This is a genomic window from Paenarthrobacter sp. 2TAF44 (assembly GCF_052114885.1).
GTDB lineage: Bacteria > Actinomycetota > Actinomycetes > Actinomycetales > Micrococcaceae > Arthrobacter.
This window is the reverse complement of sequence record NZ_JBFRFP010000003.1, coordinates 214997-240840: the sequence shown is the minus strand read 5'-3', so window position 1 is coordinate 240840 and position 25844 is coordinate 214997. Positions and strand designations below refer to the sequence as shown.

Sequence of the window (25844 nt, the reverse complement as noted above, 5' to 3'; positions counted from 1 at the left end):
CTCAGATGGCGGCAGCAGCGGAGCGGACGGCCACGGACAAGGCAGTTGCCGGGCGCCCGATCAGTTTCCGGAGATCACCGGTGGTCACCAAAAGGTCGCCGCGGCCAATGCCCAGATCGGTGTCGGCCAGGATCTGCGCGAAGCCTTCCGGCACCCCTGCGCCCGTCAGGAGATCGGCGTATTGGTCTGCCGGGAGGTCTCGATATTCGATGGACTTGCCTGATGCAGCGCTAATTTCGGCGGCCAGCTCGTCCAAGGTAAATGCCTCGTCACCGCCCAACTCATAGATCTTGCCGGCCTGGTGCTCCGCAACCAGAACCGCGGCCGCAGCTTGCGCGTAGTCTGCGCGGGAGGCACCGCTAACCTTGCCGTTTCCGGCACTGCCCGCAAGTGCGCCCTGCGCCAGCGTTCCCGGCAACTGGTCGGTGTAGTTCTCGATGTACCAGCTGTTGCGAAGGAGGACGAAGGGGACGCCGGATTCTTTGAGGATGGATTCCGTGGCCTGGTGCTCTGCAGCCAGCTTCATGCTGGTGGTGTCTGCGTTGGCAATGCTGGTGTAGGCGAGAAGCTCCACACCCTCGGCTTTTGCCGCCTCGATAACCGTGCGGTGCTGCTCTACCCGCTGTCCGACGGCGCTTCCCGATATGAGAAGGACCTTGGTGGCACCTTTAAGCGCCTGGGCGACCGACGCAGCGTCGTCGTAGTCCATTGCAGCGGCGCGAACGCCGCGAGCAACGAAATTGGACAGCTTTTCGATGGAGCGCCCGGTGGCGACAATGCTGTCAGCGGGTACATTGCGTTCAAGGAGGGCCTCTATGACGTGGCGGCCCAGCTGGCCTGTTGCTCCGGTAATGACGATGCTCATGACTGGTTCCTTTCAAGGAAATTAATGGGACGGTCACCGATCACAACCAACGCTTCCGCAGATAACTTCCCGAAAGAGAGTACGCACTTTAAGGTAAGGTACTGACATGAAAGTAAGTACCCTCCCGGCCACCGTCGCTGACGGCGTCTTCCCTGCCGGCTGCCCGAGCCGGACAGTACTGGACCACATCACCAGCAAATGGGGTGTGCTGATCCTGCTTTCGCTTTCCGAAGGCGATCAGCGATGGAGTGAACTGCGCCGACGCGCTGAGGGCGTCAGCGAAAAAATGCTGGCCCAAACCCTGAAAACGCTCGAACGGGACGGGCTGGTACGCCGCGACGCACAACCCGTCATCCCACCGCGCGTGGACTACAGCCTGACTGAACGCGGCCGCGAGCTCACGGCACTGCTTATACCCCTGGTGACCTGGGCCTTTGATAATGCCGAGGCAATCATCGGCGGCCAAAGTTAGCCTGGATCTCCGCGCCGAAACTATAGTTAATGCCAATGTTCGCGCGGAACATTGGCATTAACTGTCACCTCGGCGAAGGGATGGTGGGGGTTACCGGGCAGACCACCCACCGTCCATGGTGTAGCTCGCGCCGGTGACCATGCCGGCGTCGTCCGAGGCCATCCAGGCTGCCAACGACGCGACTTCCTCAACCTCCACCAGCCGCTTTACTGCCGACTCCGTCAGCATCACCTTGGCTAAGACCTCTGACTCGGGGATGCCGTGGAGCCGGGCTTGATCGGCGATCTGTCGCTCCACCAAGGGCGTGCGAACGTATCCAGGGTTGATGCAGTTGGACGTCACTCCATGCTCGCCGCCCTCCAAGGCAGTGACCTTGCTGAGCCCTTCCAGGCCATGCTTCGCGGAGACGTACGCGCTCTTGTAGGCCGAAGCGCGGAGCCCGTGAACCGAGGAGATGTTGATGATCCGGCCGAACCCATTGGCGTACATGTGTGGGAGCGCGGCCCGGATGAGGAGGAACGGGGCCTCCAGCATCAGGGCGAGTATCCGCCTGAATTCAGCAGGTTCGAACTCCTCGATCGGCGCTACTTTCTGGATGCCGGCGTTGTTGACCAGGATGTCGCAGTCAAGGCTGAGGGCGGCCAGGGCGTCGACGTCCAACAGGTCCACAGTCCAGGCAGTGCCGCCCAGCTCGTCGGCGAGGGCCGCAGCTCCGGAGGCATCGACGTCGGCCACTACAACTTTCGCCCCGCGGGCGGCGAGCGCGCGGGCGCAGGCTGCCCCGATTCCGCTGGCACCGCCGGTGACCAGTGCTTTGCGCCCATTCAAGGAGTTGTCCATGGAACTAGCCTTTCGAAGCTGAAGACGTAGTCAGACCGTGTCGCACGGCGTCGGCTTCGTCCACGTCCTGCAGCGCGATGCCCTTGGTTTCCTTCAACGACACAACGGCGACGACGGTGATGGCGCAGGCGACGACGAGGTAGATCGCCGTGGGCAGCCAGGAGCCGGTGTCCTTGAGCCATTGTGTTGCCAGCAGCGGCGCGAGTGACCCTGCGAAGATCGACGTAACCTGCGAGCCGAGCGAAACGCCGGAGTAGCGCATACGGGTGGGGAAGAGCTCGGACATGATTGCCGGCTGGCCTGCATACATGAACGCGTGCAGGCACAGCCCGATGGTCACGGCCAGCACGATGACCACGGCATTTTTGGTGTCGAACATGGGGAACGCGAAGAACGGCCATGTTGCGCCGGTGATGGCGCCCACCAGGTACACGGGCTTGCGACCCCAGGCGTCAACAAGACGCCCAACCTGGGGGATGACCAGGAAGTGGATCACGTGCGCAATAAGCAATGCGAGCAGCAGCGATGACGTGTCGTACTTGTGGACGCTCTTGAGGTAGACGATCGCGAAGCTGACCACCAGGTAGTACATGATGTTCTCGGCAAAGCGGAGGCCCATGGCCTGCAGGATGCCCTTGGGGTATTTGCGGATGACTTCGCCAACGCCGTAGCTGATGGCCTTGGATTCCTCCACCTGTGCCTTGGCCTCGAGGAAGATGGGTGCCTCGGTGACGTGGGTGCGGATGTAGTAGCCGACGAACACGATCACGGCGGAGAGCCAGAATGCTACGCGCCAGCCCCAGCCAAGGAAGGCTTCGCTGCTCAGTGTGGTGGACATGGTGAACAGAACTGCGGTGGCCAGAAGATTGCCCACGGGCACGGCTGCCTGAGGCCAGGATGACCAGAAACCGCGTGACTTGTTGGGGCTGTGTTCAGCGACCAGGAGCACGGCACCTCCCCACTCGCCACCGAGGGCGAATCCTTGGATGAAGCGAAGCGCCACCAGCATGGCCGGTGCCCAGTAACCCAGATCGGCGAAGCCGGGGAGGCAGCCCATGAGGAACGTCGAGACGCCGACGATCACAATGGTCAGCTGGAGCGTGGGCTTGCGGCCCAGTTTGTCGCCGATCTGGCCGAAGACGATCCCGCCGAGCGGGCGGGCTACGAAGCCAACCGCGTACGTCAGGAACGCCTGGATGATGCCGTCCAATTCGTTGCCGGTGCTCGGGAAGAAGTATTTGCCGAAAACCAGCGTTGCTGCGGTGGCGTACAGGAAGAACTCGTACCACTCCACCACTGTGCCCACCATGGAGGCAGCGACGATCTTCTTAAGGCCGGAGCCCTTGCCGGATTCGTTCCCGGCCCTTGATGTGGAGCGCTGCTCTACGCTCATATCCATCTCCTCAGTGTCCTCGTTGACCCTTTTGACGTGCTCTGATCCACAACACGAAATGCTCCACTGAGTATTACTGCAGATTCAGCCCTCCTCAATGACCAATCCGGCACCAAGTGTGTGCAGAATTGCAGATATGAATCCCAATCCGGACGATCTCCTCATCCTCCTCGCCGTCTCACGCTCAGGAAAATTCACGACGGCGGCGCAAGCCTTGGGCCTGAACCACACCACCGTTTCGCGCAGGATAGCGGCGCTGGAAAAGACTCTGGGCGGCCGCGTTCTCGCGCGCGCCGCCGGAGGCTGGGAAGTCACGGAGTTGGGGGCAGAGGCGGTGCTCGTAGCAGAACGCATCGAAACTGCGGTGGGTGCGCTGGGACCGAGCGACGGCGCGCCCGACCCCATTACCGGCGTCGTACGCATGACCGCAACGGATGGTTTCAGCGCCTATATAGCTGCGCCCGCCGTGGCGAAGCTGAGACGCGACCACCCTGGGCTCAGCGTCGAGATCGTCACCGTGACGCGGCGGGCGCTTCAGCAACGCTCGGGCCTGGACATCGAAGTGGTGGTCGGGACGCCACAGGTCCATCGGGCAGAGGCAATCCGTCTGGGCGAGTACCGGCTGGGAATGTACGCCTCGCGCTCCTACCTTGCGGACAACGGGACACCGGGCACCATCGAGGAACTGACGCAGCATCAGTTGGTCTACTTCGTGGATTCCATGCTCCAGGTGGATGATCTGGACGCACCAAGGAGGCTCGTCCCAACTATGCGCGACGGCCTGAGCTCCACCAACGTGTTCGTGCATGTGGAGGCGACGAGGGCAGGCGCGGGCGTGGGATTCCTGCCGTGTTTCATGGCCGACCGCCACGCAGATTTGGTGCGGCTCCTGCCTGCGGACTTCGCGGAACTGCTCCCCTACTGGATGGTCCTCCGTCCCGACTCGATGCGCCGCCCAGCGGTAGCCGCCGTCGTGCAGGCCCTGCGCGAGGAGACGGAAGGGCGGCGCGAGGAGCTACTGGGCTGAAGCCGCCGGCGGATCGTGCCGAACCGGGGTCCCGGCGGCGAAGGCCCGCACTTGGGTGTCGTTCCAGATGTGCGCAGGGACGGCCCCGCCCAGGAGCTTGCGGGCCAGCGTTGGATCGTCGACGAATGGCACGTGGCTGCCGGCCATGATCATGTTTCCGTAGCGGCGGCCCTTGAGCATGGCGGGGTCGGCGATGATCATGGTGTGCTCAAAAGTATCGGCGATGGTGGCAGCATCAGCGCGTGCATTCTTCAGATCCGGGGCGTCGCCAGAGTTGACCACGTACAAGCCATCGGGGGCAAGGACAGCATCGGCGTGGGCGTTGAACTCGCGGGTGGTGAGGGCGCGCGGCGTGAAGGCTCCGGCGAAGACGTCCCTGATGATGAGGTCCCGCGTATTGGGGGTTAGGGACTCCGTCACTTCCCGAGCCTCGCCCACGCGGATCCGCAGCAAAGGCGCCTTGGGGAGTTCGAACCAGGCACGGACGTAGTCGGCGAGCTTCCCATCGAGTTCCACCACCACTTGCCGCGCATCCGGGTACGCCGCGTTGAAGTATCGCGCCATGGAACAGGCTCCCCCGCCCAGATGCAGGGCACGGAGTTTTGGCTTGGCCTCCCGTGGCCACCTCGATTCCACCAGCGCAGCAATCCAGCGCATGTATTCGAAGTCAAGGAACAGTGGATCGGCCAGGTCAATGTGCGAGCTCAGCACGCCGTTGATCTTCAGGAGCCAGCCGTTGTTGTTGTCAGGATCGGGAATCAGTTCGCAGTCGCCAGTGTCAATGTAATAGACGCCTGCAACGGGGCCGTCAGGACGGGTGCCGGGAGGCACCTCGATGACTCCCGCCGTCGATCTTCCCGCCCGGCCGGACTTGCCTGCCTTGCTGGATTTACCGGGTTTGGCCATTAAAACCGTCCTGCCTGAGTCATAGCTCCAGCCTAGTAGAGGAGCGATTGGTCGCGTTCCACGGGAGGATTTACTAAGGATGCTTACCATTCGAGGCCATTGGGCCATAAGATCTCTTCATGGAAGCTTTGGGGTCGGTTTGGGTAGAGGTGTTTACGGTCGCGTTCGCCTGGCTGACCGTGGTCTGCCTACTGATTGCCCGGGTGCCCAAACCGCCGAGCCTCCTGGAGGAGCCCCTCGAGGAAGAACCACCCGGCAACGAGGTACCGGCACCAGGAGCAAGCCAAGGACGGTCACGGCACCTCTTGCCCAAGCCACATGCAGCCAGGCGTCCCAGGCCGCGTAACCATGAGCGGGCAACACCTAACGCTTGACGGCGAGGCAACCAGACATTAATGCCCGACGGCGGGCCGCACCATCCGGTGTTCAGGAAGTGAGTACCACGAGGGGTCGCAAAGCTGCCGCTTGCCGTCGGGCACAAAACCATTGCGGCGGTAGAAGGCTTGGGCCCGCGGGTTGTCGTCGAGGACCCACAGGTAAGCCGGGCCGTCACCCAGGAGCGCATCCACCAGCGCCTGACCTACACCGCGGCCATGAATCCGCTGAAGGGTGTACAGCATGAACAGCTCCACCTCGCAGGGGCTGTCCTCGTCCCTTCCCGGTCCTGAAGCCGCAATCCCTACCAATTCACCATCGGGATCATGGGCCAGCATCCGTGGATGGCCGGCCGCGATCGACGCCCTGTACCGCTCGATCCTGTCCGGCAGGGCAGCTTCCTGCTTCGCGAAGAATTCCGGCGGCAGCAAATGCCCATAACTCTCCCGCCAGGACTGGACATGCATGACGGTCATGGCTTCGGCGTCGTCAACCGTTGCCGTGCGCAGCGTGAAATCCATCGGCTACCGCACTCTGGCGATAGCGAAGCCGTCCCAGCCCTTGCTGCCGACAGTTTGGATTGCGGTGGAATCAAGACGCGGGTCCTGGCCCAGCATTTCCAAGGCCTTGACGATGCCCGGCGCGTTTATCTCATCCCGCTCAGGCTCCAGGATGGAGCCGTCCCAGATGACGTTGTCGATCACGATCACCGTGCCCGGATGGCCAAGACGGATGGCCCATTCAAGGTAGTTGGCGTCGTTCTCCTTGTCCGCGTCGATGAACACGAAGTCGAAGGATTCCTCGCCGACCAATGTGGGAAGCGTGTCCAAAGCAGCACCTACCCTGATGTCCACCTTGTGCCCCACTCCTGCCGCGTCCACATTCGCCCGCGCGACGTCGGCGTGCTTTTGGAGGTACTCGCACGTCACCAGGCTGCCGTCGTCGGGAAGTCCCTGAGCCATCCAGATACTGCTGAAACCTGCCAAGGTGCCAATCTCCAGGACGTGCCTTGCTCCGGACAGCTGCACGAGCATCTTGAGCAGCTTCCCGGCATTCGGCGCCACTTCGATCTGTGGCATGCCTGCCTCGACTGCAGATGTCAGGGCGCGCTTATGGGCAGGATCAGGACGCACGACGACGTCAGTCAGGTAACGCTCGACGTCAATCCAACCGGGTTCAGCCACGTGTTCAATCATGGCCCCCAGTCTTGCACTGGTCACTGACAGTGGAAAGAGCTAGTCCGTGGTGGAAATTGCCTCTTCCAGACGCTCTATCTTGCCGGTCAGCTCACCGCTGTAACCGGGCCGGATGTCCGCTTTGATCACCAAGGAGACGCGGCTGCCGAAGCGGCCCACAGCCTCCGTGGCCCGTTTGACGACGTCAAAGACTTCGTCCCATTCGCCTTCGATGGTGGTGAACATGGAGTCCGTCTGATTCGGCAATCCGGACTCCCGGACGATCTTAACCGCGGCAGCCACGGCGTCGTGCACGGAGGCATCGGGGGTGGGTCCGCCGTTGGTGGCGGATGCGGGCTGGCCTGAAGGGGCGACTGAGAATGCAAGCAACATGAAATCCAGTGTTTCACGTACTGGTTTGTCACATAACGGCCTACTCCTGCGTAACAAGGGGTCAACCCCGGTCCGTTGCTACCCTGACAAGCATGGAACAGCCCTCCGAACGCAAGCCCCTCAGGGCCGACGCTGCACGAAATGTGGACAAAATCATCACCGCAGCCCGGCAGTGCTTCCGGGAACACGGTCCCGAAGTTCCCCTGCAGACCATCGCCGCCACGGCAGGAGTGGGTCCGGCAACGCTGTTCCGCAACTTCTCCGATAAAGAACAATTGGTACTTGCGGCCCTGTCCCGCCAACTCCGCCAGCATGTGGATCCTGTTGCCGATGCATCCCTCGAAGGCATGGACGCCGCCGAGGGTCTCATCAACGTCATCGACGCTGTGATGCAGGTGGCGAGCGAAGACGCCAACCTGCTTGACGCCGTCGCAGGCCGACGCGGACTCCTCATGGGCATTACCGGCGGCCTGATCGGCTCCATGGCCACGCTCCTGGAACGCGGTCAAGGCCAGGGTTCGCTGCGCCGCGATATCACCATTGAGGACATGGTCCGGCTCCTGGCCATGCTGATCGGCGCCGTAGACACCATGGAACCCGGCTCCGAAGCCTGGAAGCGTCCTGTGGCGCTCATTGAAGACGCCATCCGGACCGAACGTCCATCCCGCCCGCTCCCGGAACAATCACCCATCCCCGGTGTGACGCTCACGGACGACGTCTAGTCGACGGCCCTTGCTCCAGCCTCTGGAGGCCTGCCACTACCAGGTCTAGGGTGGGAATGGCGGCCGGGTTGGCCGGTCGTCCGTCGAACCCGAACCCGAACCCGACAGGAGCCGGCCATGACCCACCACATCAGCGCGATGATCGACGCCCATCCAAAGGGAACCGGTGTGCTGGACAAGGCGAAGCTGGCGGAATGTATTGCCGCCTGCTTTGAATGCGCCCAAACCTGTACAGCCTGTGCCGACGCCTGTCTGGGCGAGGATATGGTGGCCCAGCTGACAGCATGCATCCGGACCGATCTGGACTGCGCTGATATTTGTGCTGCGACCGGGACCATTCTGACGCGGCAAACCGGAACCAACTCCGCCATGGTGAGCGCAGTCCTCAAGGCATGCCAAACCGCCTGCGGAGTGTGCGCTGAGGAATGCGAACAACACGCACAGATGCACGAACATTGCCGGATCTGCGCGGAAGCCTGCCGCCGCTGCGAAGCCGCCTGCGCCGGCTTGCTAGCGAGTCTCACCTAAAACCGGTTAGCCCCAGCCGAGCAGCCTCAGCAGCGCCGCTGCGGCAGCACCGGAAATAACCACCACCAGGAACGGCGCGCGAAGCCAAAGAGCGACGGCGGCCGCTGCCAATGCGCCGATGCGGGCGTCCAATACCAAACCTTGTCCGGACGCGAGGGCATTCACCACGGTCAGGGACGCCAGCAAACCAATCGTCATGGTGCCTGCGATGTGCATGATCCTGGGGCTCTGAAGCAGCTTGGCCGGGACAAAGTAGCCAACCAACTTGGTGAGGTACGCAAGCGCGCAGGCAATGAGGATCCAGAGCCAGAGGTTCACTCGTGCCCCCTGTTCCCGACGCCGCCATGCCCTCGCTTTTCTGCGTAGGGGTCCAGGTCCGGCTCGAGTCCTTCATCCATGCGTGCATGGCTGAACCAGCCGATCACACCGGCCACCAGCGCAGCCACCAGAATTGGGACTCCCGAGGGAACGAACGGCACGGCCAGAATGGTCGCAAGGGCGCAAGCGGCCGCAATGGCCCAGGGTTCGCGCCCCTTCAGCCTTGGCCACAGCAAAGCGAGGAACGCAGCAACTGCAGCCCCGTCCAAGCCCCACTGCTTGGGGTCGCCCATCGCATCGCCGGCCAGGGCGCCGATGGCCGTGAAGATATTCCAGAGAATGAATATTCCGATCCCGGCAGTCCAAAACCCGCGGCGTTGCTCATCGGGGTCCGACTGGCCGGACGCCGTCGCCGTTGACTCATCGATGGTGACATGGGCTGAGATGTAGCGCCGCCATCCACGTGGACGCAGCATGGCGTTGATTTGCATGCCGTAGATGCCGTTGCGCAGACCTAGCAAAGCGCTGGCCGTCATGGCTGCGACGCCAGATCCACCACCAGCCACTACTCCGATGAAAGCGAACTGCGAGCCCCCGCTGAACAGCAAAAGACTCAGCACCATTGTTTGCCAGAAATCGAAGCCCGACGCCACAGAAAGTGCGCCAAAGGACACGCCGTAAAGGCCTGTGGCGATGCTCAGCGACAAGGCAATCTTGAAAGCTGGCGACTCCCTGAGTTTCAAGGGAGCTGCTGGACCTTTGCTCACTTTCGCAGGCTCCAGGACCACAGGATAAGGGGAATCTGAAGAGGCAGCCTAAGGGTGTGGGCGCGCCGCTGGCCGGGCGTGCCGTTAGGACCATACGCACGGCGGAGGGCATCAATATGCCCTGCAAGGAATACGGTAAACATGGCTGTCGTCGCGTCAGCAGCCACTTTTCGGGTGGCCGGGATGAGAAGCCCGACGGCGGCAGTCGCCTCGAGCAGGCCGCTGGAAGCGACCCATTCCTCACGGGACATAAGAGCCAGTGGCCCATTCGGCTGACTTCCCGGCTCGTCCATGCGACACAAGTAGTCAGGTACCACAGGGTAGTAGAACCCCGGGCTGCGGAAATGCTTCATGGCACTGGCCAGGAGAAGTGCGCTCAGACCGATGGCAGAGGTGGTTTGGGTGGCACGGGCTGACCAGCGGAATGACATGAGACAACTCAATCACAAGCCCGGTGGGCCACCCTAAACTGCACCCAACCGGGTCGCAGCAGAGCGCGTTTTGAGGGCCCAAAACGCGCTCATCTGCTACCTGGATGGGACCTGAAGCTGGGCCAACACCTGCGCGGGTTTGTTGGTGGTGATCTCATGGATCCCCAGCCCCTGGCAGAGGGCTACGTCCTTCTCCGAGTCCACAGTCCAGACCCTGAACACCCTGCCGGATTCCAACCACCGCTGGACGTTGCGGGCGTGCTCCCTCACGTAGTCGATACCCGGTCCGGCAATTCCTACCTCACCGTGATCCAGGATGCGTTCGGCCTCCAACTGGGTTGCCTTCATGACATTTGCCACAGCACCTGCCGTGATCGGCCCGAGTCCCAGCTCTTGCCGCAACTCCTGCACCGAGAAATTGTCCACCAACTGGCAAATGTGCTGGGCTGGGACCTTCTTCAGCAGGTGTTGGATCGAGTCGGAATCGAAGCTCATGAAAGAGATCTGAATATTCTCCAGCCGGGACTCACCGGGCGTCCATCCCTCACTGAGCAGCACGTCCAGAACCCTGTCCTCGAGATTGAGCTGGTAGGGGCTAGGGTGCTTGAGCTCGATCGCCAAACCGATCTCGCGCCCGGCGCCACGCAGAATGTCCAGCAGTTCCGGCAAGGTAAGGAATTGATCAGCGATCCCGCCGTAAGCATCCGGTATCCGGGCGCCCTTCCAGGAGGAGAAGTCCAAGGCCCGGAGTTCCTCGAGGTTCTTCTCCGAGACAGGTCCGGTGCCGGTGGAAGTACGGTCCAGGTTGGCATCATGCAGCAGGACGACGTGCTGGTCCCGGGTCAAGTGGACATCGCACTCAACTCCGTCGGCACCGTCCGCGATCGCCTTGAGGTATGCCGCACGGGTGTGCTCGGCGAACGCAGCACTGGCACCGCGGTGGGCGTAGACCTTGGGCCGGCGAGGGGCCAAATCGTCGCTAGTCATGGAGCCACGGTAGCCCACGCGGCTGCACGCACGGGGCTACGCTGGGCTAATGCAGGTGAACTCTGAACAAATCCCAGCCGAAGACGTCACCACCCACGCCCGCTCAGCCCAAGCGGCAGCCTCGGGAGCCACCAAATCCGGCTCCGGCGTCGTCGGCCGTTCTGCCGGAGACGAGGAAAAGGTGGCCGCGCTGCGCCGCATGAAACGGCTGGCCCTGGCGCTGTTGATAGGCATGGCCATGGTGTTCATGGTGGCGTTCGCATTCCAGAAGCAGTACCCGTGGTTTGAATATGTGAGGGCTGCGGCCGAGGGTGGCATGGTTGGCGCGTTGGCCGACTGGTTCGCGGTCACGGCACTGTTCAAGTACCCCATGGGCTTGAAGATCCCGCACACAGCGATCATTCCGCGCCGGAAGGACCAGATCGGCGAATCGCTAAGTGAGTTCGTGGAGAGCAACTTCCTGTCCCAGGAGGTCGTGCAGGACAAGTTGGCGAGCATTGATATTGCCCGTAAGGCCGGCCGTTGGCTATCCGCACCGGGCGGGGCCGAACGTGTGGCCAAGGAAGGCGGCGCAATGATCCGCGGCGCGTTCACCGTTCTGAAGGACGACGACGTTCAGGCAGTCATCGAGGGCCTGGTCAGAAAGCATCTACTCACCCCGCCGTGGGGACCGCCCGTGGGGCGGATGGCGGAACGGATCTTCGCTGACGGGCATCATCACAAGTTGGTGGATCTGTTGGTTGATCGTGCCGCCGATTGGGTGGACGCGAACCATAGAACGGTGAACCGACTGGTTTCCGACCGGTCGCCGGTTTGGGTACCGACGTTCGTGGACGGGCTGGTGAGCGACAAGGTGTACGTCGAACTCCTGAAGTTCGTTCGCGCTGTGCAAAACGACCAGAACCATCAAGTGCGTAAATCGATCGACGCTTACCTGACGGACCTGGCGCAGGACCTGCAGCATGATCCCGCTATGATCGAGCGCGCCGAGACCATCAAGGCCCAGATCCTTGGCGATCCTGAAGTCCGGGAACTGGCCTCGCGCACCTGGGGAACGGTCAAGAACGCGCTGCTCACCGCCGTCGATGATCCGGACAGCGAACTCAGCCAGCGGTTCAAGAGCGCCGTCCGCGACTTCGGTTCCCGTCTGGTCAACGACGACGAACTCGCCGGCAAGGTCAACACTTGGATCGGGGACGCCGCGGGCTACCTCGTGAACACCTACCGATCGGATATTGCCGGCGTCATCTCGGACACAGTGGCGCGTTGGGATGCCGAGGAAACGTCCCAGAAGATCGAACTGCAGGTGGGCAAGGACCTCCAGTACATTCGCATCAACGGAACGGTGGTGGGTGCGCTGGCCGGGCTCGCGATCTTCACCGTGGCCCACCTGCTGTTTGGCTAGGGGGATCAGTGGCGTAGGCGGCGGCCAGCTCGTGCGGCGAAGTCATCCAACGCTCTGACGATGTCCCTTGCGAGCCAGACGCTGGTGCCCCCTACTTTCCCGGCAGGAGTAAGGACGCCAGCCGCCTCCAGCCGTTGCACTGCCCTGTACGCCGTTGCCTGTGAGATCCTGGCGTAACCGGCTGCCATCTCAGCGGTGATTGCGGGTTCGCGAGGCAGCAGCTCAAGGACTTTCAGCACGGATTCCTGAGCAGATCCGAGCTTTTCACGGAGCTCCTTTTGTGCAGCCCGGATGTCCTCCACCAGCAACCGGCCGTTGTCCACGGCGAGCATGGCAGACTCGGCAAAGCGCTCAATGATGGGCAGGATGTTCCCCTGACGGTAGTCACCCAGGGCGTCGAAGTAGAAGCGGGTATTGGTCAGCAGCCCTGAAGAAACAGGGATGGTTACCTTTTCAGTTACCCCCTTGGCACGGAGCAGGGCGCTAACGATTGCCCTCCCCGTTCGGCCGTTGCCGTCCGCAAAGGGGTGGATGGTTTCGAACTGTGCGTGTGCCAAGGCGGCTTGAGTCAGGGCCGGGATGTCGTCCCGGCGCATGAACTCGACCAGGTCTTCCATGGCTACCATCACGCGTCCGTGATGCGGCGGCACGAACTCCGCTGAGTGGGGTGAATTGCCTCGGATCCAGACCTGCCTGTCCCGGTATTCCCCAGCTATGACTTGGTCGGAGGAGGCCAGGAGGGTGTGATGCATGGTGCCGATATTCTCGACGCTCAGGTCTTCAGACAAGGCAATCGCAGCCTCCATGGCACGCACGTTGGACGCGATCAGTGCGGCGTTAGGGCTCGAGCGATCACCCAATTGCGCCAGCACAATCTTCCGCGCACCGGCCGTAAGGTTCTCGATCTGGGAACTCGATGCCGATTCACTTCGGAGCAGCAGGGCCGCGAACGGTGCAGAGTCCTGTCCCAACTCGGCATCGAACCGGACCATTTCCACAGTGGCTGCCTCAACAAGCGACTGGGTCCGGGAATCAACCTCAGGATTGATGCGAGCAATTTCTGCCGGGATAGCAGCCTCGTAGGGGCCGCGGGCCAGGAGCCGTTGACGCCTCGAGGTTCCCGGTTCTCCATCTGCGGCCCAAGGATGCTCTTCGTAGCTGATTGATGGCCAGGCAAGCATATTGCTCATGATTCTCCTTGAGAAGATCGATAGCCTATTTTCTCACAAATCGCCATTCATGAGAAAATCGCGGCATTCATTTCTCACTACCGAGCATCAGTGAGAAAATCTGCCCGTGATCTTTTCACCCCAACAAATGAACCATCTGTCCCGGACGCGCTTGGCCCAGCAGGTCCAGATCTTCGTCCCGAACAACTGCGATCACGGGGGACTTACTCGTCGGAGGGTGCCCGGCCAGTGCAATGACAGGAAAGCCCGACGGCGGCAGCAGGACCGACCCTGACAGCAACGGTTGTGACTGGGGTGCTGGAGTCGTGGCCGGCACAGTCGCACCAGCCAGCCCAGCGGCACCCGCCACCCCAGCCGGTTCAAGGGGGCGCCCCACCAACCGGGCACCCACCCGGTCCGATTCCGGTGAGAGGATCCATGGTTCGCTGGTCAGCCGAAGCCATGTACCGGCGTCGTAATTTTGGGCTTGCGGACCGCGCTCCACCCGGGCGACCACCGGACGTTCGGGGTCCAGGGCCCGACGCAGAGCGTGGTTCTCAGCAGGAATATTGTGGGCGTGGGGGCGCCCGAAAGTCAGTGTGCCGCCAGCGCGAAGGGGTTCTGCCTGGGGTTCGATACCACCCTGAACGGCCAGGTAGTACCGGATCCCGAACAGCGCCGGCCCAAACTCCAACACCGCCCCTGGGCTGACGCGAACAGCCTTGTTAAAAGGCAGCTCGGAGCCGTTGAGCTTGACCACGCCTTCCGCGCCGGTAATCGCGAGTGCCGAGGCCGTGACGAACCGAAGCCGGAGACCACCCAAAAGTATCTCCAGGCCGCCCGCGGAGTCAGGGTTGCCCAGCAGCGCGTTGGCAAGGTGCAGGGAAGCCCTGTCCAAGACCTGGTCACGTGCAAGGGCCAGGGTCGAGGGGCCTGGATCAACAACAACGGCTCCCATTAAGAGCTCCTCTTCAACGTGCGTTCCAGACCAAACTAGGCGAACGCTTCAATCTCCACCCCTGCTTCCTCCAAGCCTGCCCGAACCGCCGCGGCCATGTTCACAGCGCCCGGAGTATCACCATGGATGCACAGGGAATCGGCACTGACCGGGACAACCGTTCCGTCCACGGCTACCACTTCTTTCCGCGTCGCGAGGCGGACGGCCTGGGCGACCACCGCGGCGGGATCGTGCAGCACGGCACCTTCGTCCGAGCGCGGGACCAGTGTGCCGTCAGGAAGGTACGCCCTGTCCACGAATGCTTCCCGGAAGACGGGGTGTCCGGATTCCTCGGCCAGCTTCAGCCATGCCGAGCCCGGCAATCCCAGCACCGGCAGCCCGGGATCGTAGGCGTGGACGGCAGCAACTACGGCTTCAGCTTGGTCGGGGTCGTGGACGATCCTGTTGTACAGCGCGCCGTGCGGTTTGACGTAATCCACGGAAGCTCCCACTGCATGGGCCATCCCATCAAGGGCACCGAGCTGGTAGAGGACATCGCCGAACAGTTCGTCGAAGGTCATGTCCAGCGAGCGCCGCCCAAAGCCGGCCAGATCCCGGTACCCAACATGCGCGCCAACGCGAACGTCCAGTTCGAACGCGGCACGGCAGCTGTCCAGCATGGTCAGGGGGTCTCCTGCGTGGAAACCGCAGGCCACGTTGGCGCTGCTCACGATGCGGAACATCGAGGCGTCGTCGCCCATGGTCCAGGAGCCGAACGACTCCCCCAGATCAGCGTTGAGGTCCACTGTTACCGCCTTCCAGCGTCAGATTGTTGTTGGTCTCGTCGGCAGGTGCGCTTGTGAGCAGTTCGCCGGGGATCGTATCCGGCAGCGGCCCGAAGGCTTCCTTGGCAGTTGCAACTACGGCGCGGCCCATCATCAGGTTGCCGGCACCACCCACCACGGCACCCACTCCAAAAGGCAGGGCCCGTCCAAGGAAGGCCGAGCCTTGCCGCTTCAGGAGGTTCTTCAGAAAGGCGCGCTGGATGGCATCGCGAATGACGCCGAAGCCGCTGCCCGGAATCTTCTTGGTGAGTGTGGTGCCCCAGGCATTGGTCACGCCCTTGCCTCGTCCCAGGGACTGGCCACTGAGGGCGCCCAGCAGCGATGTGCCTTCCTCGCCGAGCATGATGGCCATGACCATTGTCCGCGCGCGTTCCGGGTCGGTCAGCCTGATGCCGTGGAGTTCCGCCAGCGTCGATGCGTACAGCGCGGTCGTCTCGAGAAACCCAACGGTGGCAAGGGCCGAGAGTCCCAACGAAGCTGCTGTTCCGATCCCAGGCACGACGGCGGTTGCCCCCACGGCAGCTCCCCCGCCTGTGATGGCGGCCAGGTAGCCGCGCTCCAGTTTCGCGGCAAGCTGCGCGGGCGTTGCCTTTGGATGCCTGCGCTGCATTCTGCGCAGATTTGCCAGGACAAGTGGCCGCTGGATCTCGACAGCGCGCAGCAAAACATTGTGCACGCCCGGCTTGGTGTTGCCTTGGGCGTCGAATACTGCGTTATGGGCTGTCTCTTGGGCGATTTTCACCGCCGGGTTGGGTCGCTTGGGCATCTTCACCTCTGCATGGCAGTTAGTCGTTTCGCGGAGAACTACTGCGTTCAGCCTATGCCACTGACCTCCCAATACTCCCTACCCGGCGTAGACTTGGGTGCACTCGCGGAAGCAGTCCAAGCAAGGACAGGGAGTATCCGTCATGAACGCAAACAACAAGCCTGAACACATCATCCGGCACCACACCGACGCTCCTGCAGAGGGAGAAACGGAGGGCTGGGTTTCGCACGATACCGGCATCCACAGCCAGGATCCTGCCGAAGGTCCGGACATCGACGACGCCGACGCCCCGCCGTCGGGCGCTTCATAACCCCGGAGCTGCGGGCTCATTTCGAGGCGGGCCCCGTGGTGCTGCGGATGACCAAGTGCGGTGTCCGCACAAGGTGCGCGGGCGGCGTCGAACCTTCGAGTCGATCAATGGCACGGTCGACGGCGGCCCGCGCCAGGAGCGGGGCGTCCTGGCTGACGGAGGACAACTGGACGTAGCTAAGGCGGGCGAACTGGCTATCGTCGTAACCCAGGACTGACACATCCTCAGGGACCCTGAGCCCGGCCGCCCGGAAGCTTTCCCAGATGCCCAAAGCGCAGCGATCGTTGAAGGCAAGAACGGCGGTGGGAAGGTCCTCCAGAAGCTCCAGGCCAGCCCGGAGGCCGTCTTCTTCGGTGGCGCCGCCCGGAATCACCCGGGATTCGAGTCCCCGGTCAGCCATCTCTGCCCGGAATGCTTCGCGCCGCTGTGGACTCGAGACAGCGTCCCCACCGTCCACGTGGGCAATTCTCTGATGCCCCAGCGAGCTGAGATATTCCAGCGCGATGCGGACACCGGCGTCGTCATCACTGCTGACCGAGTCCAGGGATTCGCCGACGTCGTCGCGGAGCAGGCTGACCACTGGGAGCCTTGCGGCATAATCTGCTAACTCGTCCTCCCCCAGAGCGGGAGAAATCATGATCAGGGCTTCACAGCCAAGGTCCAGGAGAGATTCGATGGCCCGTGATTCCGGCCTGCCGTTGGCCACTGCGCTCAGCGCGATATCGTATCCGCGCAACGTTGCTCCGGCGTAGGCGGCGTCGACAATTTCGGCGTGGAACGGGTGCGACGTGGAAAAGCTGACGCCCAGGAGCCTGGTCCGGCTGCTCCGGAGGAGACGTGCACGGCTGTCGGGACGGTAACCGAGTTCCTTGGCCGCTTGCTGGACTTTGAGCCGCGTGGCTTCAGAGGCTCCAGGGGCGTCCCGCATCACGATGGACACGAGAGCACGGGAAACCCCGGCCGCTTCAGCCACATCCATCAGGGTGGGACGTTTTCCCATCATTGCCCTCCTCTGCCCGCAGCCAGTCTATAGAACGATCTAAGACGCAAACGGCGGGCGCTGGGTCTGACGCCAGACGTGCGGCCGGCCGCGACTCAGACGACCGACCGCACTAGCCCGGTATCGCAGTGACGGCGCCCCGGGTGGGCCCCAGAACCCACCACATCCATCACTGCCAACTCAGCGTTGTCCGCGGACATGCGCCGAAAAGGGCAACGGCACACTACGCGGTACAACGACTTGGGCACTGGATATGTGCGTTGACCTGGGGAAACGTGACGCGGGCTTTTGGAATAATCTTCAGCATTCCCCGATCAGCGTTCTCTGGGCAACATTCCCTCGCTGTATTCCGGCGAACCAAAGAAATCCTTCATGTACCCATCGGGGCGCGGAGCCGCTGTGCCTCGAATGGCTAGCTCAGTCGGGCTAAAGGAGACCCGGCGGAGGCGCCAATGACACCTGCTCGCTTATTCTTGGCAGTTCCCCTGTGGCTGTCCAGAGCGAAAGACTGTCTGGTCCGCCAGGATCGTCCGTTCCCACCATCAAACGGGCGGCACCGTGTTCTGTTACCGATTAAATTCATGGGTTACTCACAGGCAGGAGGCCGCGGAACGTAGTCATTTTCCCGGTCTTATCGAACTAGACTCACACGAGGAACTGCCCACGGTCCGGGTTGCTCCGGTTTTGAGGGGACGGAACGTGCCAAGTGAAGCCAACAAGCCGGGATCAGCACCGGTCCTGGATATCCACCAACTGAGAGTCGCCTACGGTGGCCGGACAGTGGTCGACGAGGTCAGCTTCCGGATTCAGCGCGGCGAGATCTTCGGCCTGCTGGGCCCGAACGGTGCAGGGAAAACCAGTACCCTCAGCGCCATCGAGGGGCTGGTTACGCCAACGTCAGGCACCCTGCTGGTAGACGGTATCGATGTCCAACAGCAGCCCCTGGCGGTCAAAGCACTCCTTGGAGTGCAACTGCAATCATCCAGTTTCCAAGCCGAACTGAACATTCAAGAGATTACAAAACTCTATGCCGGACTCTATGATGTGAAATTCTCCCCTGAGCAGGTCCGCGAGAGCCTGCGCACTGTCGGTCTCGCCGACGGACTAGGCAAAAAATTCAAACAGTTATCGGGCGGGCAACAGCAACGCCTCGCACTGTTTATCGCCACCGTCCATAACCCCCTCCTGCTCTTACTCGACGAACCGACCGCCGGGTTGGACCCCCAATCACGCCGCGGACTATGGCGACGCATCGAGGAGCTCCGCGCGGAAGGCAACAGCATCCTGCTCACTACCCACTCGATGGAGGAGGCCCAGGCAGTCTGTGACCGGGTGGCGATCATCGACCACGGAAAACTGCTCACCGAGGGAAGACCGTCGGAGCTGATCAACAAGCATAAGGACGACCCCAGGGTGCTTTCGGTCGCGCATGGAGCGCCGACACTGGAAGACGTCTTCATCGGACTGACAGGAAGTGAGATCCGTGACTAACATCGGTGTCAACACCGCGCGCCCGCCGCTTGGCCTGGCCTTCCGGTCGCTGCTTCGCGCCGATTTCCTGGTGCTGCTCAACGGTAAGACATCGCTCTTCCTGAGCATCCTCCTGCCCATAGTGGTCCTGGTTGCCAACACAGTTGGCAAGGGCCAAAGCCGACTCGGCGGATCCAGCCTGGTCATCGGCCTGGCCCTGACGTTGGGCCTGCTCACCTCAGGCCTGTTCGGATACACGCTCGCGCTGGCCCATGACCGCGATGTCGGGGTGCTCCAACGGCTGCGGGTCACGCCTGCGCCAACCTGGATGATCATGACCAGCCGCGTCCTCGTCCAAGTGGCCATCAACCTCCTCGCCTCCGTCATCGTCGTCATCGTCGGTGTGATCGCCTACGCGCTGACACTCAACCCGGGGCAGTACCTTCTGGTCATTGCGGTCGCCATCCTCGGCGCCGCAGTGTTCCTCTCCATCGGGCAAGCCGTCGTCGGATTGGTCCAATCCACCAGCGCCATCAACGCGATCACGCGCGTACTCATGATCCTCCTGCTCCTCCTCGGCCTCCTGGGCGGAACCGGTATCCTCGGCGACACGATGAAATCGATCGCAGCCTGGTCACCCGTCGGCGCACTCATGACACTCTTCGCCGATACATTGAACGCTTCCTCATGGAGCGGCCAAGACACCAACTCCCTCCTGGCATGCATCGGTTATGTCGCCGTATGCGCCACGATAGGCGTCCGCTGGTTCCGCTGGAACTCTCGGTTCATCTGACTTCAGCTCTGCGCCTCACAAAAAACCCGAGCCACGCCAACATCCATCGATTCGCCGGGAGTCATCCGCTCAAGACACCACCGCATGTGCCAGTGCGGCTCGCGATCTGCATTGGAGAATCCGCGGCTAAGCAAGTACTCGGCAGCGTGTCCAGCTGCCAGGAAGATCACTTCCCCGTCAGGGGTGTCGATCACAAACTGGACGTTTCTCATACCGGTTCAGTCCGCACATCCGTTGCAATACACAGCACCAAACACCAGCCGACTTCTATATCCTTTGGATGGAGACGACAAAGGGTAGAAAGTCCTTCCAACTGCTGCTCGTAGTGCACTGTTTATGGTCAGCTTGTCGCGTCGTCGGCCGGTTCTTCCCGCATTGCCCGCAGGCTCCGGGGCCCTGGAGACGGTCGCCGCGGCTCGCGGTCACCCGCCGAGCCGCCTCTGCCCAACCACAGGATCACCCGCGATCCTATGGGCACCTTCGCCCCCGATTCCGGACTCTGGCCGGTGACGACGCCGCTAGGCCAACCGAACCCCTCCAGAGGCAGGCCGTCTGGATCGGGGCCGACCGCAACGAGTTTACTGTCCACCAGGATGGCCCTTGCTGATTCGAGGGACAAACCGACGACATTCGGTACCGTGACGTTTGACTGCCTTCCCCCTCGTCCGGCTGCCTCGCCGACCAACCCGGCGGCCGCAGCGGCCTCCACCGCGCGAGACGCCGGCGCGGCAGAGGCAGGCAGGACGGCTCCGGTTGGAACGACCTCGTCAAAATCTCGCCAGCGTTCCCACGCCGATTGCCGGGCGATCCCCAATCGGGCGGCGATTTCCGCCCACGACGAGCCGCGGCCACGTGCCGCATGAACAGCCGCGAGCTCCGCTTGATCCAGCAGATACCGCAACTGCCGGACATCACTGAGCGCACCCAAGGCTTCTGGGTTGCCCGGCGGAGCATCGCGGGCATCTCCGAACCATGAGCGCAGGCGCTCCCACATTGTCAGGCCTTCACTCCACGGATCCCGCTGCGCACCCATATTGTCAGGATATCCTGACGAGGCAGTCTCGTCGATGGGTCAGGCGGCGAGCACGACTCGGACCTGGCGTCCCGGCGACCTGCACTGAATCCCTCTTGATCAACGCCACCGAGCCGGTGGTTGATGATCAGGGGACTAGGCTCTGGTACGACCCGTTGGACCCTGGCAACGACAAGAAGATTGTGGTGAAACCGGCCCAGGATATGCCCCTGCGCGCATCGTGATCCTGCGCCCCGGAAAGTGTTGCCGCAACGGCGACATTTTTCTCCTCCGCAGCGCACTTAACAGGTGTTGGAACGAGCAACTGATGCGCGCGGCAGGAGCCACATATGAACACCTTCAACCAGGTATCGGCAATATCGGCCGCCCTACCGCTTGCCGATGCGCCTGACATCCACCTCCTGTTCATGGCTGGTCTGATTTTCCTTACGGCCATTGTTGGCGTTGGCAGCGTCCTGCTGCTGCTCCTGCTGACTCCGCTCATCAGGCTGGCGTTCGGGCGTCATCTTCCTCAGGGACGTGCGCGGCGGGACGACGCCACATAACCGCAGAGCAAGAGGCAGCTAGAACGATCTAGACACCACCCGTCCAAGCATGCGAGCATGGTCGGACTAGAACGTTCTAGATGCCTGAATCGAGGAACAACAATGACGTACCTTCAGCACCCGGTCATCGAGGACCGGCCTGTCCGCATAGCCGTGATCGGCGCCGGATGGATCGGCGCATTCCACGCCGAATCCATCGCCCTGAGGATCCCGAACGCACGGTTGGAAGCCATCGCTGATCCAGTCCAGCCTGCCGTGGAAGCCCTCGCGAGCCGCCTCGGCGTCACCAAAATCAGCACCGATGTTGCCGACGTCCTTGCCGATCCGGACGTGGACGCGGTGCTTATCGCGACTCCCCTGCGCTTCCATTCCGAGCTGATAACCGCTGCTGCCAAAGCCGGTAAGGACGTGTTCTGCGAGAAGCCCGGCGGGCGGACCATCGCCGAACTCGACTCCGCCATCGAAGCGGCGGCGAGTGCCGGCGTCGTGCTCCGTTTCGGTTTCAATCGCCGCTACTCCACGGACTTCGCCGCCGCCCGGAAGCTGATCGACGACGGCGTAGTAGGAGTCCCGCAGCTGCTCCGCTCCCTCACCCGGGACCCCGGCACCGAAGCCGGAATCAGCAACCCGGAGAGGATCGCCCCCGGCACCATCTTCCTGGAAACCCTCATCCACGATTTCGACACCCTGAACTGGCTGAATCCCGGCGCGGTTCCCGTGAAAGTCCATGCAGTGGCAGACGCTTTGGTTGCGCCCGAGGCGAAGGCCGGCGGACTCCTGGACACTGCGGTCGTCACCGTCACGTACAGCAACGGCGCCATTGCTGTAGCGGAAGCCAACTTCAACGCGCTCTACGGTTACGACGTCCGCGGCGAAGTGTTCGGCTCTGCCGGCATGGTCACGGCCGGTAGCCCACAGGCCACCAACGCCACGAGCTACACAGCCGCCGGCATCGCGTCAGACACCGCCCGCCTGAACATCGACCTCTTCCATGACGCCTACACGGCAGAGCTGGCCCACTTCGCGGACGACGTCGCCGCACGCCGCGGCAAGGTCAATCAACGCACGACGGCGGGAACCCCTGCCGCCGTTGTCGCTGCTCCCGGTGGCGTGGACGCCCGCAACGCCCTGGCGGTTGCCTTGGCCGCTTTCAAGTCAGCCCAGACGGGGCTTCCCGTCGAGGTGTCCTCGATCGCGGACCTTCGTCCAGCCGAAACGCATTCAACAGCACAGCTTCAGGCCGCAGGGCAGGGAGCATGAGCTTCCGTTTGGCCGTCTGCGCGGAGATGGTTTACGGCGATTTGCCTTTGATCGATCGTGTGCGCCGCATTCACGATCAAGGTTTCGAAGTGGAGCTCTGGGACACCCGCGGCCGGGACATCGCAGCCCTCGCAGCAACCGGCGCCAAGTTCTCCTCCATGAGTGGCTACTTCGGCGGCAGCGTCATTGATCCCAGCACTGCGCATGAAGTTCTGGCCTCAGCCGAGAAGCTGATCCCCACTGCACTGGAGCTCGGCGTCGAACGCATGGTGGTTCATCCTGGCGAACTCGGTGAAGGCGGGCGGGCTGTTCGTCCGCTCCACCGGTCCACCGGCGAGATGTGGTTGACGGGCCTTCGAACCTTGGAACAGCTGGCTGAACTGGGCCAAAAGCACGGCATCGTGTTTGCGCTGGAAAATCTGAACACAATCCTGGACCACCCCGGCATTCCCTTGGCGCGCGCAAAGGACACACTGGCGCTGGTCACAGCTGTGAACCACCCCAACGTGAAGATGATGCTGGATCTCTACCACGCACAGATCGGCGAGGGGAACCTTATTGAGCTCGTGCGCTCAGCCCAGCCTTATACGGGCGAGATCCAGGTTGCCGACGTGCCGGGCCGCTTCGAACCAGGGACAGGCGAGATCAACTACCCGGCCATCGCCCAAGCGCTCCGCGACGCCGGGTACACGGGAGTGATTGGCATGGAGGCCAGTGCAATCGGTGGTCAGGGCATCCAGGCGGGCGACGCAGCGTTGGCAGCCTTCCGCGCTGCGTTCTCACCCAACTGAGGGACAGCACACGTCGCTACGGCTGCCCATAGCGACATGTGCTGTCCCCTACTTGGGTCAGTACTTGATCGGTTCCATGCGGCCGCTGCGAAGGGATATAACCGCAGCTTCGGCTATGGCCTGAGCCTTGAGTCCGTCTTCGAGCGACGGCATGGAATCCGATCCTCCCTGCAAGGACGAGACGAAGGCAGCGAGCGCCGCGGCATACGTCGGTTGCACGCGTTCGAACCACCCGGGATGCAGCCCATCGTCTACCACGGAGCCACCGCTGTAGCGGGAAACTGCTCCGTTCCTGTGGCGGCGGGCCTCCACCATCCCGGTTGAGCCCATGATTTCGATGCGTTCGTCGTATCCATATCCAGTCCGGCGCACAGAATCGATCTGCACCAAAGCACCTCCGGGCAGCCGCAACGTGACCGCGGACGTGTCGACGTCGTCGTACTTTACGATGCCCGGCTCCGCCAAGGCCGAACCTGTCGCGAAAACCTCTACCGGGTCCAGGCCGCTGAGCCAGCGCGCGAGATCGAAGAAATGCACGGTCTGGTCGCGCATCTGGCCGCCTGAGGTGGCGATGTAGGACATCGGAGGCATGGACGGGCCGCGCGATGTCAGCTGGATCAGCTCCACATTGCCGATCTGGCCTGAATCCACCACGCGTTTAAGCTCGGCATAATCGCGATCGAACCGACGATTGAAATCGACCATCACGGGTACGCCAGTCTCCTGCGCAAACGAAGCGACATCGCGGGCGTGGTCAAGGTCCAAGTCGATCGGCTTCTCGCAGAGCACTGCGATCCCAGCCGCGGCAGCGCGGCGGAGGTGCCCGGCGTGGGTATCGGTGGAGGAGGCGATGAACACTGCGTCAATCGCCGAAGCATCGAAGACGTCATCCAGGGCCGCGGCTACAGCAACCCCGTGCATGCCGGCCAGGGACTGCGCACGTTGCTGGTCGACGTCGTAGACGAGGCGAAAATCGATGCCGGGATGGGCGGCGAGGTTGGTGGCGTGGACGGAACCGATGAAGCCGGCCCCGATGAGCGCGAAACGGAGCTTCATCACACTGCTGCTTTCTCTGTGAGGGCGGGTTTCTCCGTGAGAGTGGCGGCCGTCCCTGCGAAGGCCGGCACTTTCCAAGCCGAGTCCTCGTGATGCGATGCGGCCACGGCCTCGACAAATTGGACGCCGATCAGCCCATCGATGCCGGTGGGGAAGGACAACTCACGGTCGGGAAGGGCCAAGCCGTCGCGACGGGCGCGCAGGACCTCGGCGAGGTCCGAATAGAAGTTGGCGAAGGCCTCAAGGAAGCCCTCCGGGTGGCCGAGACCGACCCTGGTAAGCCGGGACGCGTCGTCGTGCAAGCTGCTTAGGCCGTGAGTGAGGAGGGTTGTGGCCCCGGCCAGGTCCTGGACTTTGAGATGGTGCGGGTCCTCGTGCTGCCACTCAAGGCTGCCTTTATCGCCGTAAACACGGATGCGTAGCCCGTGATTGTGGCCGGTGGCAGCCATGCTGGCCCAAACGCGTGCGGGGACACCCCCGGACATCTCCAACTCCACCGTTGCGTGGTCGAATACCCGACGTCCTGGAACCAGCGTTTTCAGGCGGCCGGAGAGGCGCCCTGCTTCCAGCCCGGTGATGTAGCGGAGCAGGTGGAAGGCATGCGTGCCGAGGTCTCCGACGACGCTCGGGAACCCCGCGATGTCAGGATTGGTACGCCAAAGGGCCTGCTTGTGGCCAGACTCCTCCAAGGGCGTGGCCGCCCAGCCGGAGGCATGCTCGACGTCGGCAAACCGGATGGTGCCCAGTTCACCATTGCGGACCATGCGGGCAGCTTGGCGGACCATGGCGTAGGCCGAATAGCAGTGCGGAACAGCGAGAATGGCGTCGTTTTCCGCAGCGATCCGGACCAGTGCGGCTGCTGTGGCTGAATCCCTGGTCAGCGGCTTCTCGCACACCACCGAGATGCCCGCTTCGAGGAACGCGCTGGCGATCTCGAAATGGCTGTCGTTGGGCGTCGCCACCACAACCACGTCCACGCCGTCTTCGCGCGCCGACTCTACCGCGGCCATTTCACGGTAGTCCGCATAGTTTCGGTCCTCAGGCACCCCGAGCTCGACGGCGGTCGCCCGCGAAGCGCTGGCATCCCGCCCAAAGACTCCTGCCTGCAGCTCGAAATGGTCATCCAAGCGCATGGCGTAGCGGTGCGTCTTGCCGATGTCCGCGCCAACGCCTCCTCCGACCATGCCGGCGATCAGACGGCGTGTATTGGGTGCACTCATGGAGATCCTCTTTGATGTTTTGGAATTTACTTGGACCGGTCCATA

Annotated in this window: 31 protein-coding genes; 11 read left to right on the top strand and 20 right to left on the bottom strand. The window is 62.7% G+C overall.

Translation table 11 applies throughout. The annotated features are described in order from the left end of the window. Position 1: 1 nt before the first annotated feature. A complete protein-coding gene (locus AB4Z15_RS05360) occupies positions 2-865 on the bottom strand; it encodes an SDR family oxidoreductase (RefSeq protein WP_442016411.1) in 864 nt (287 codons plus the stop codon). A 106-nt stretch (positions 866-971) separates the two neighbouring features. Between AB4Z15_RS05360 and AB4Z15_RS05355 the strand changes: the two genes are divergently transcribed. Next, positions 972-1337: a winged helix-turn-helix transcriptional regulator gene (locus tag AB4Z15_RS05355; RefSeq protein WP_091464815.1), complete on the top strand. Its 366-nt coding sequence runs from the start codon at positions 972-974 to the stop codon at positions 1335-1337. A 90-nt stretch (positions 1338-1427) separates the two neighbouring features. On the opposite strand, the gene AB4Z15_RS05350 is transcribed toward AB4Z15_RS05355, so the two are convergent. Both AB4Z15_RS05350 and AB4Z15_RS05345 read right to left on the bottom strand, forming a co-directional pair. Continuing rightward, positions 1428-2177, bottom strand: a complete 750-nt coding sequence (locus tag AB4Z15_RS05350; RefSeq protein ID WP_442016410.1) for a 3-hydroxybutyrate dehydrogenase — start codon at positions 2175-2177, stop codon at positions 1428-1430. Between the two features lie 4 nt (positions 2178-2181). Continuing rightward, a complete protein-coding gene (locus AB4Z15_RS05345; protein WP_442016409.1) occupies positions 2182-3570 on the bottom strand; it encodes an MFS transporter in 1389 nt (462 codons plus the stop codon). 136 nt (positions 3571-3706) lie between these two features. Here AB4Z15_RS05345 and AB4Z15_RS05340 point away from each other — a divergent pair, with 136 nt between their 5' ends. Then, the gene (locus AB4Z15_RS05340; protein ID WP_442016408.1) at positions 3707-4597 is read left to right on the top strand and encodes a LysR family transcriptional regulator; all 891 of its coding nucleotides are present in this window, start codon (positions 3707-3709) and stop codon (positions 4595-4597) included. On the opposite strand, the gene AB4Z15_RS05335 is transcribed toward AB4Z15_RS05340, so the two are convergent. The 4 genes from AB4Z15_RS05335 to AB4Z15_RS05320 form a co-directional block, all read right to left on the bottom strand. After that, complete coding sequence (locus AB4Z15_RS05335) at positions 4586-5503, bottom strand: spermidine synthase (RefSeq protein WP_442016407.1); 918 nt, start codon at positions 5501-5503, stop codon at positions 4586-4588. The two genes, AB4Z15_RS05340 and AB4Z15_RS05335, sit on opposite strands and share 12 nt — an antisense overlap. Before the next feature lie 392 nt (positions 5504-5895). Continuing rightward, entirely contained in the window at positions 5896-6399 is a 504-nt protein-coding gene (locus AB4Z15_RS05330) for a GNAT family N-acetyltransferase (protein ID WP_442016406.1), read from the bottom strand. A gap of 3 nt (positions 6400-6402) precedes the next feature. Beyond that, a complete protein-coding gene (locus AB4Z15_RS05325) occupies positions 6403-7074 on the bottom strand; it encodes an O-methyltransferase (protein WP_442016405.1) in 672 nt (223 codons plus the stop codon). A 39-nt stretch (positions 7075-7113) separates the two neighbouring features. Continuing rightward, complete coding sequence (locus AB4Z15_RS05320) at positions 7114-7446, bottom strand: thiamine-binding protein (protein ID WP_442016404.1); 333 nt, start codon at positions 7444-7446, stop codon at positions 7114-7116. A gap of 92 nt (positions 7447-7538) precedes the next feature. On the opposite strand from AB4Z15_RS05320, the gene AB4Z15_RS05315 reads away from it, so the two are divergent. Beyond that, positions 7539-8168, top strand: coding sequence for a TetR/AcrR family transcriptional regulator (locus AB4Z15_RS05315; RefSeq protein ID WP_442002837.1), 630 nt, complete (start codon positions 7539-7541; stop codon positions 8166-8168). Positions 8169-8285: 117 nt separating this feature from the next. Beyond that, positions 8286-8696 carry a four-helix bundle copper-binding protein gene (locus AB4Z15_RS05310; protein WP_442016403.1) on the top strand — a complete coding sequence of 137 codons (411 nt, stop codon included), beginning with the start codon at positions 8286-8288 and terminating at the stop codon, positions 8694-8696. Positions 8697-8702: 6 nt separating this feature from the next. Here the strand turns inward: AB4Z15_RS05310 and AB4Z15_RS05305 are convergent, their stop codons facing one another. The 4 genes from AB4Z15_RS05305 to AB4Z15_RS05290 form a co-directional block, all read right to left on the bottom strand. Beyond that, positions 8703-9014, bottom strand: a complete 312-nt coding sequence (locus AB4Z15_RS05305; RefSeq protein ID WP_223947666.1) for an AzlD domain-containing protein — start codon at positions 9012-9014, stop codon at positions 8703-8705. After that, positions 9011-9781 carry an AzlC family ABC transporter permease gene (locus AB4Z15_RS05300; protein WP_442016402.1) on the bottom strand — a complete coding sequence of 257 codons (771 nt, stop codon included), beginning with the start codon at positions 9779-9781 and terminating at the stop codon, positions 9011-9013. Before AB4Z15_RS05300 ends, AB4Z15_RS05305 begins: the two co-directional genes overlap by 4 nt. After that, positions 9778-10212 (bottom strand): DoxX family protein, encoded by a 435-nt coding sequence (locus AB4Z15_RS05295; RefSeq protein WP_442016401.1) that lies wholly within the window; start codon positions 10210-10212, stop codon positions 9778-9780. Before AB4Z15_RS05295 ends, AB4Z15_RS05300 begins: the two co-directional genes overlap by 4 nt. Positions 10213-10308: 96 nt before the next feature. Next, positions 10309-11199, bottom strand: a complete 891-nt coding sequence (locus AB4Z15_RS05290; protein WP_442016400.1) for a glycerophosphodiester phosphodiesterase — start codon at positions 11197-11199, stop codon at positions 10309-10311. Positions 11200-11248: 49 nt separating this feature from the next. Here AB4Z15_RS05290 and AB4Z15_RS05285 point away from each other — a divergent pair, with 49 nt between their 5' ends. After that, complete coding sequence (locus tag AB4Z15_RS05285) at positions 11249-12604, top strand: DUF445 domain-containing protein (RefSeq protein WP_442016399.1); 1356 nt, start codon at positions 11249-11251, stop codon at positions 12602-12604. Between the two features lie 5 nt (positions 12605-12609). Here the strand turns inward: AB4Z15_RS05285 and AB4Z15_RS05280 are convergent, their stop codons facing one another. The 4 genes from AB4Z15_RS05280 to AB4Z15_RS05265 form a co-directional block, all read right to left on the bottom strand. After that, on the bottom strand, positions 12610-13794 hold the full coding sequence (locus AB4Z15_RS05280) for a Fic family protein (protein ID WP_442016398.1): 1185 nt from the start codon (positions 13792-13794) through the stop codon (positions 12610-12612). Positions 13795-13909: 115 nt separating this feature from the next. Continuing rightward, entirely contained in the window at positions 13910-14731 is an 822-nt protein-coding gene (locus AB4Z15_RS05275; protein WP_442016397.1) for a biotin-dependent carboxyltransferase family protein, read from the bottom strand. A 35-nt stretch (positions 14732-14766) separates the two neighbouring features. Then, the gene (locus AB4Z15_RS05270; protein ID WP_442016396.1) at positions 14767-15516 is read right to left on the bottom strand and encodes a LamB/YcsF family protein; all 750 of its coding nucleotides are present in this window, start codon (positions 15514-15516) and stop codon (positions 14767-14769) included. Further along, a complete protein-coding gene (locus tag AB4Z15_RS05265) occupies positions 15500-16321 on the bottom strand; it encodes a hypothetical protein (RefSeq protein WP_442016395.1) in 822 nt (273 codons plus the stop codon). Before AB4Z15_RS05265 ends, AB4Z15_RS05270 begins: the two co-directional genes overlap by 17 nt. Positions 16322-16463: 142 nt before the next feature. Between AB4Z15_RS05265 and AB4Z15_RS05260 the strand changes: the two genes are divergently transcribed. Next, positions 16464-16631: a hypothetical protein gene (locus AB4Z15_RS05260; RefSeq protein WP_431117651.1), complete on the top strand. Its 168-nt coding sequence runs from the start codon at positions 16464-16466 to the stop codon at positions 16629-16631. Between the two features lie 16 nt (positions 16632-16647). Here the strand turns inward: AB4Z15_RS05260 and AB4Z15_RS05255 are convergent, their stop codons facing one another. Beyond that, positions 16648-17634: a LacI family DNA-binding transcriptional regulator gene (locus tag AB4Z15_RS05255; RefSeq protein WP_442016394.1), complete on the bottom strand. Its 987-nt coding sequence runs from the start codon at positions 17632-17634 to the stop codon at positions 16648-16650. Between the two features lie 696 nt (positions 17635-18330). Between AB4Z15_RS05255 and AB4Z15_RS05250 the strand changes: the two genes are divergently transcribed. Together AB4Z15_RS05250 and AB4Z15_RS05245 are read left to right on the top strand one after the other, a co-directional pair. Beyond that, the gene (locus AB4Z15_RS05250) at positions 18331-19122 is read left to right on the top strand and encodes an ABC transporter ATP-binding protein (protein ID WP_442016393.1); all 792 of its coding nucleotides are present in this window, start codon (positions 18331-18333) and stop codon (positions 19120-19122) included. Further along, complete coding sequence (locus AB4Z15_RS05245; protein WP_442016392.1) at positions 19115-19894, top strand: ABC transporter permease; 780 nt, start codon at positions 19115-19117, stop codon at positions 19892-19894. Before AB4Z15_RS05250 ends, AB4Z15_RS05245 begins: the two co-directional genes overlap by 8 nt. Before the next feature lie 2 nt (positions 19895-19896). Here AB4Z15_RS05245 and AB4Z15_RS05240 read toward each other — a convergent pair whose 3' ends face one another. Both AB4Z15_RS05240 and AB4Z15_RS05235 read right to left on the bottom strand, forming a co-directional pair. After that, on the bottom strand, positions 19897-20106 hold the full coding sequence (locus AB4Z15_RS05240) for a hypothetical protein (protein ID WP_442016391.1): 210 nt from the start codon (positions 20104-20106) through the stop codon (positions 19897-19899). A gap of 128 nt (positions 20107-20234) precedes the next feature. Continuing rightward, positions 20235-20927, bottom strand: coding sequence for a PASTA domain-containing protein (locus AB4Z15_RS05235; RefSeq protein ID WP_442016390.1), 693 nt, complete (start codon positions 20925-20927; stop codon positions 20235-20237). Between the two features lie 329 nt (positions 20928-21256). Here AB4Z15_RS05235 and AB4Z15_RS05230 point away from each other — a divergent pair, with 329 nt between their 5' ends. The 3 genes from AB4Z15_RS05230 (at position 21257) to AB4Z15_RS05220 (ending at position 23523) form a co-directional block, all read left to right on the top strand. Then, positions 21257-21472, top strand: a complete 216-nt coding sequence (locus AB4Z15_RS05230; RefSeq protein ID WP_442016389.1) for a hypothetical protein — start codon at positions 21257-21259, stop codon at positions 21470-21472. Positions 21473-21574: 102 nt separating this feature from the next. Then, positions 21575-22732 (top strand): Gfo/Idh/MocA family oxidoreductase, encoded by a 1158-nt coding sequence (locus AB4Z15_RS05225; RefSeq protein WP_442016388.1) that lies wholly within the window; start codon positions 21575-21577, stop codon positions 22730-22732. Then, positions 22729-23523: a TIM barrel protein gene (locus AB4Z15_RS05220; protein ID WP_442016387.1), complete on the top strand. Its 795-nt coding sequence runs from the start codon at positions 22729-22731 to the stop codon at positions 23521-23523. Before AB4Z15_RS05225 ends, AB4Z15_RS05220 begins: the two co-directional genes overlap by 4 nt. A gap of 57 nt (positions 23524-23580) precedes the next feature. Here AB4Z15_RS05220 and AB4Z15_RS05215 read toward each other — a convergent pair whose 3' ends face one another. Next, entirely contained in the window at positions 23581-24579 is a 999-nt protein-coding gene (locus tag AB4Z15_RS05215) for a Gfo/Idh/MocA family protein (RefSeq protein ID WP_442016386.1), read from the bottom strand. Continuing rightward, positions 24579-25799 carry a Gfo/Idh/MocA family protein gene (locus tag AB4Z15_RS05210; protein ID WP_442016385.1) on the bottom strand — a complete coding sequence of 407 codons (1221 nt, stop codon included), beginning with the start codon at positions 25797-25799 and terminating at the stop codon, positions 24579-24581. Before AB4Z15_RS05210 ends, AB4Z15_RS05215 begins: the two co-directional genes overlap by 1 nt. Positions 25800-25844: the final 45 nt, after the last annotated feature.

Coding starts and splice junctions, on each gene's coding strand:
- AB4Z15_RS05360 (WP_442016411.1), bottom strand. CDS start 865: ATGAGCATCGTCATTACCGGAGCAACAGGCCAGCTGGGCCGCCACGTC.
- AB4Z15_RS05355 (WP_091464815.1), top strand. CDS start 972: ATGAAAGTAAGTACCCTCCCGGCCACCGTCGCTGACGGCGTCTTCCCT.
- AB4Z15_RS05350 (WP_442016410.1), bottom strand. CDS start 2,177: ATGGACAACTCCTTGAATGGGCGCAAAGCACTGGTCACCGGCGGTGCC.
- AB4Z15_RS05345 (WP_442016409.1), bottom strand. CDS start 3,570: ATGAGCGTAGAGCAGCGCTCCACATCAAGGGCCGGGAACGAATCCGGC.
- AB4Z15_RS05340 (WP_442016408.1), top strand. CDS start 3,707: ATGAATCCCAATCCGGACGATCTCCTCATCCTCCTCGCCGTCTCACGC.
- AB4Z15_RS05335 (WP_442016407.1), bottom strand. CDS start 5,503: ATGGCCAAACCCGGTAAATCCAGCAAGGCAGGCAAGTCCGGCCGGGCG.
- AB4Z15_RS05330 (WP_442016406.1), bottom strand. CDS start 6,399: ATGGATTTCACGCTGCGCACGGCAACGGTTGACGACGCCGAAGCCATG.
- AB4Z15_RS05325 (WP_442016405.1), bottom strand. CDS start 7,074: ATGATTGAACACGTGGCTGAACCCGGTTGGATTGACGTCGAGCGTTAC.
- AB4Z15_RS05320 (WP_442016404.1), bottom strand. CDS start 7,446: ATGTTGCTTGCATTCTCAGTCGCCCCTTCAGGCCAGCCCGCATCCGCC.
- AB4Z15_RS05315 (WP_442002837.1), top strand. CDS start 7,539: ATGGAACAGCCCTCCGAACGCAAGCCCCTCAGGGCCGACGCTGCACGA.
- AB4Z15_RS05310 (WP_442016403.1), top strand. CDS start 8,286: ATGACCCACCACATCAGCGCGATGATCGACGCCCATCCAAAGGGAACC.
- AB4Z15_RS05295 (WP_442016401.1), bottom strand. CDS start 10,212: ATGTCATTCCGCTGGTCAGCCCGTGCCACCCAAACCACCTCTGCCATC.
- AB4Z15_RS05290 (WP_442016400.1), bottom strand. CDS start 11,199: ATGACTAGCGACGATTTGGCCCCTCGCCGGCCCAAGGTCTACGCCCAC.
- AB4Z15_RS05285 (WP_442016399.1), top strand. CDS start 11,249: ATGCAGGTGAACTCTGAACAAATCCCAGCCGAAGACGTCACCACCCAC.
- AB4Z15_RS05280 (WP_442016398.1), bottom strand. CDS start 13,794: ATGAGCAATATGCTTGCCTGGCCATCAATCAGCTACGAAGAGCATCCT.
- AB4Z15_RS05275 (WP_442016397.1), bottom strand. CDS start 14,731: ATGGGAGCCGTTGTTGTTGATCCAGGCCCCTCGACCCTGGCCCTTGCA.
- AB4Z15_RS05265 (WP_442016395.1), bottom strand. CDS start 16,321: ATGCCCAAGCGACCCAACCCGGCGGTGAAAATCGCCCAAGAGACAGCC.
- AB4Z15_RS05260 (WP_431117651.1), top strand. CDS start 16,464: ATGAACGCAAACAACAAGCCTGAACACATCATCCGGCACCACACCGAC.
- AB4Z15_RS05255 (WP_442016394.1), bottom strand. CDS start 17,634: ATGATGGGAAAACGTCCCACCCTGATGGATGTGGCTGAAGCGGCCGGG.
- AB4Z15_RS05240 (WP_442016391.1), bottom strand. CDS start 20,106: ATGAGAAACGTCCAGTTTGTGATCGACACCCCTGACGGGGAAGTGATC.
- AB4Z15_RS05235 (WP_442016390.1), bottom strand. CDS start 20,927: ATGGGTGCGCAGCGGGATCCGTGGAGTGAAGGCCTGACAATGTGGGAG.
- AB4Z15_RS05230 (WP_442016389.1), top strand. CDS start 21,257: ATGAACACCTTCAACCAGGTATCGGCAATATCGGCCGCCCTACCGCTT.
- AB4Z15_RS05225 (WP_442016388.1), top strand. CDS start 21,575: ATGACGTACCTTCAGCACCCGGTCATCGAGGACCGGCCTGTCCGCATA.
- AB4Z15_RS05220 (WP_442016387.1), top strand. CDS start 22,729: ATGAGCTTCCGTTTGGCCGTCTGCGCGGAGATGGTTTACGGCGATTTG.
- AB4Z15_RS05215 (WP_442016386.1), bottom strand. CDS start 24,579: ATGAAGCTCCGTTTCGCGCTCATCGGGGCCGGCTTCATCGGTTCCGTC.
- AB4Z15_RS05210 (WP_442016385.1), bottom strand. CDS start 25,799: ATGAGTGCACCCAATACACGCCGTCTGATCGCCGGCATGGTCGGAGGA.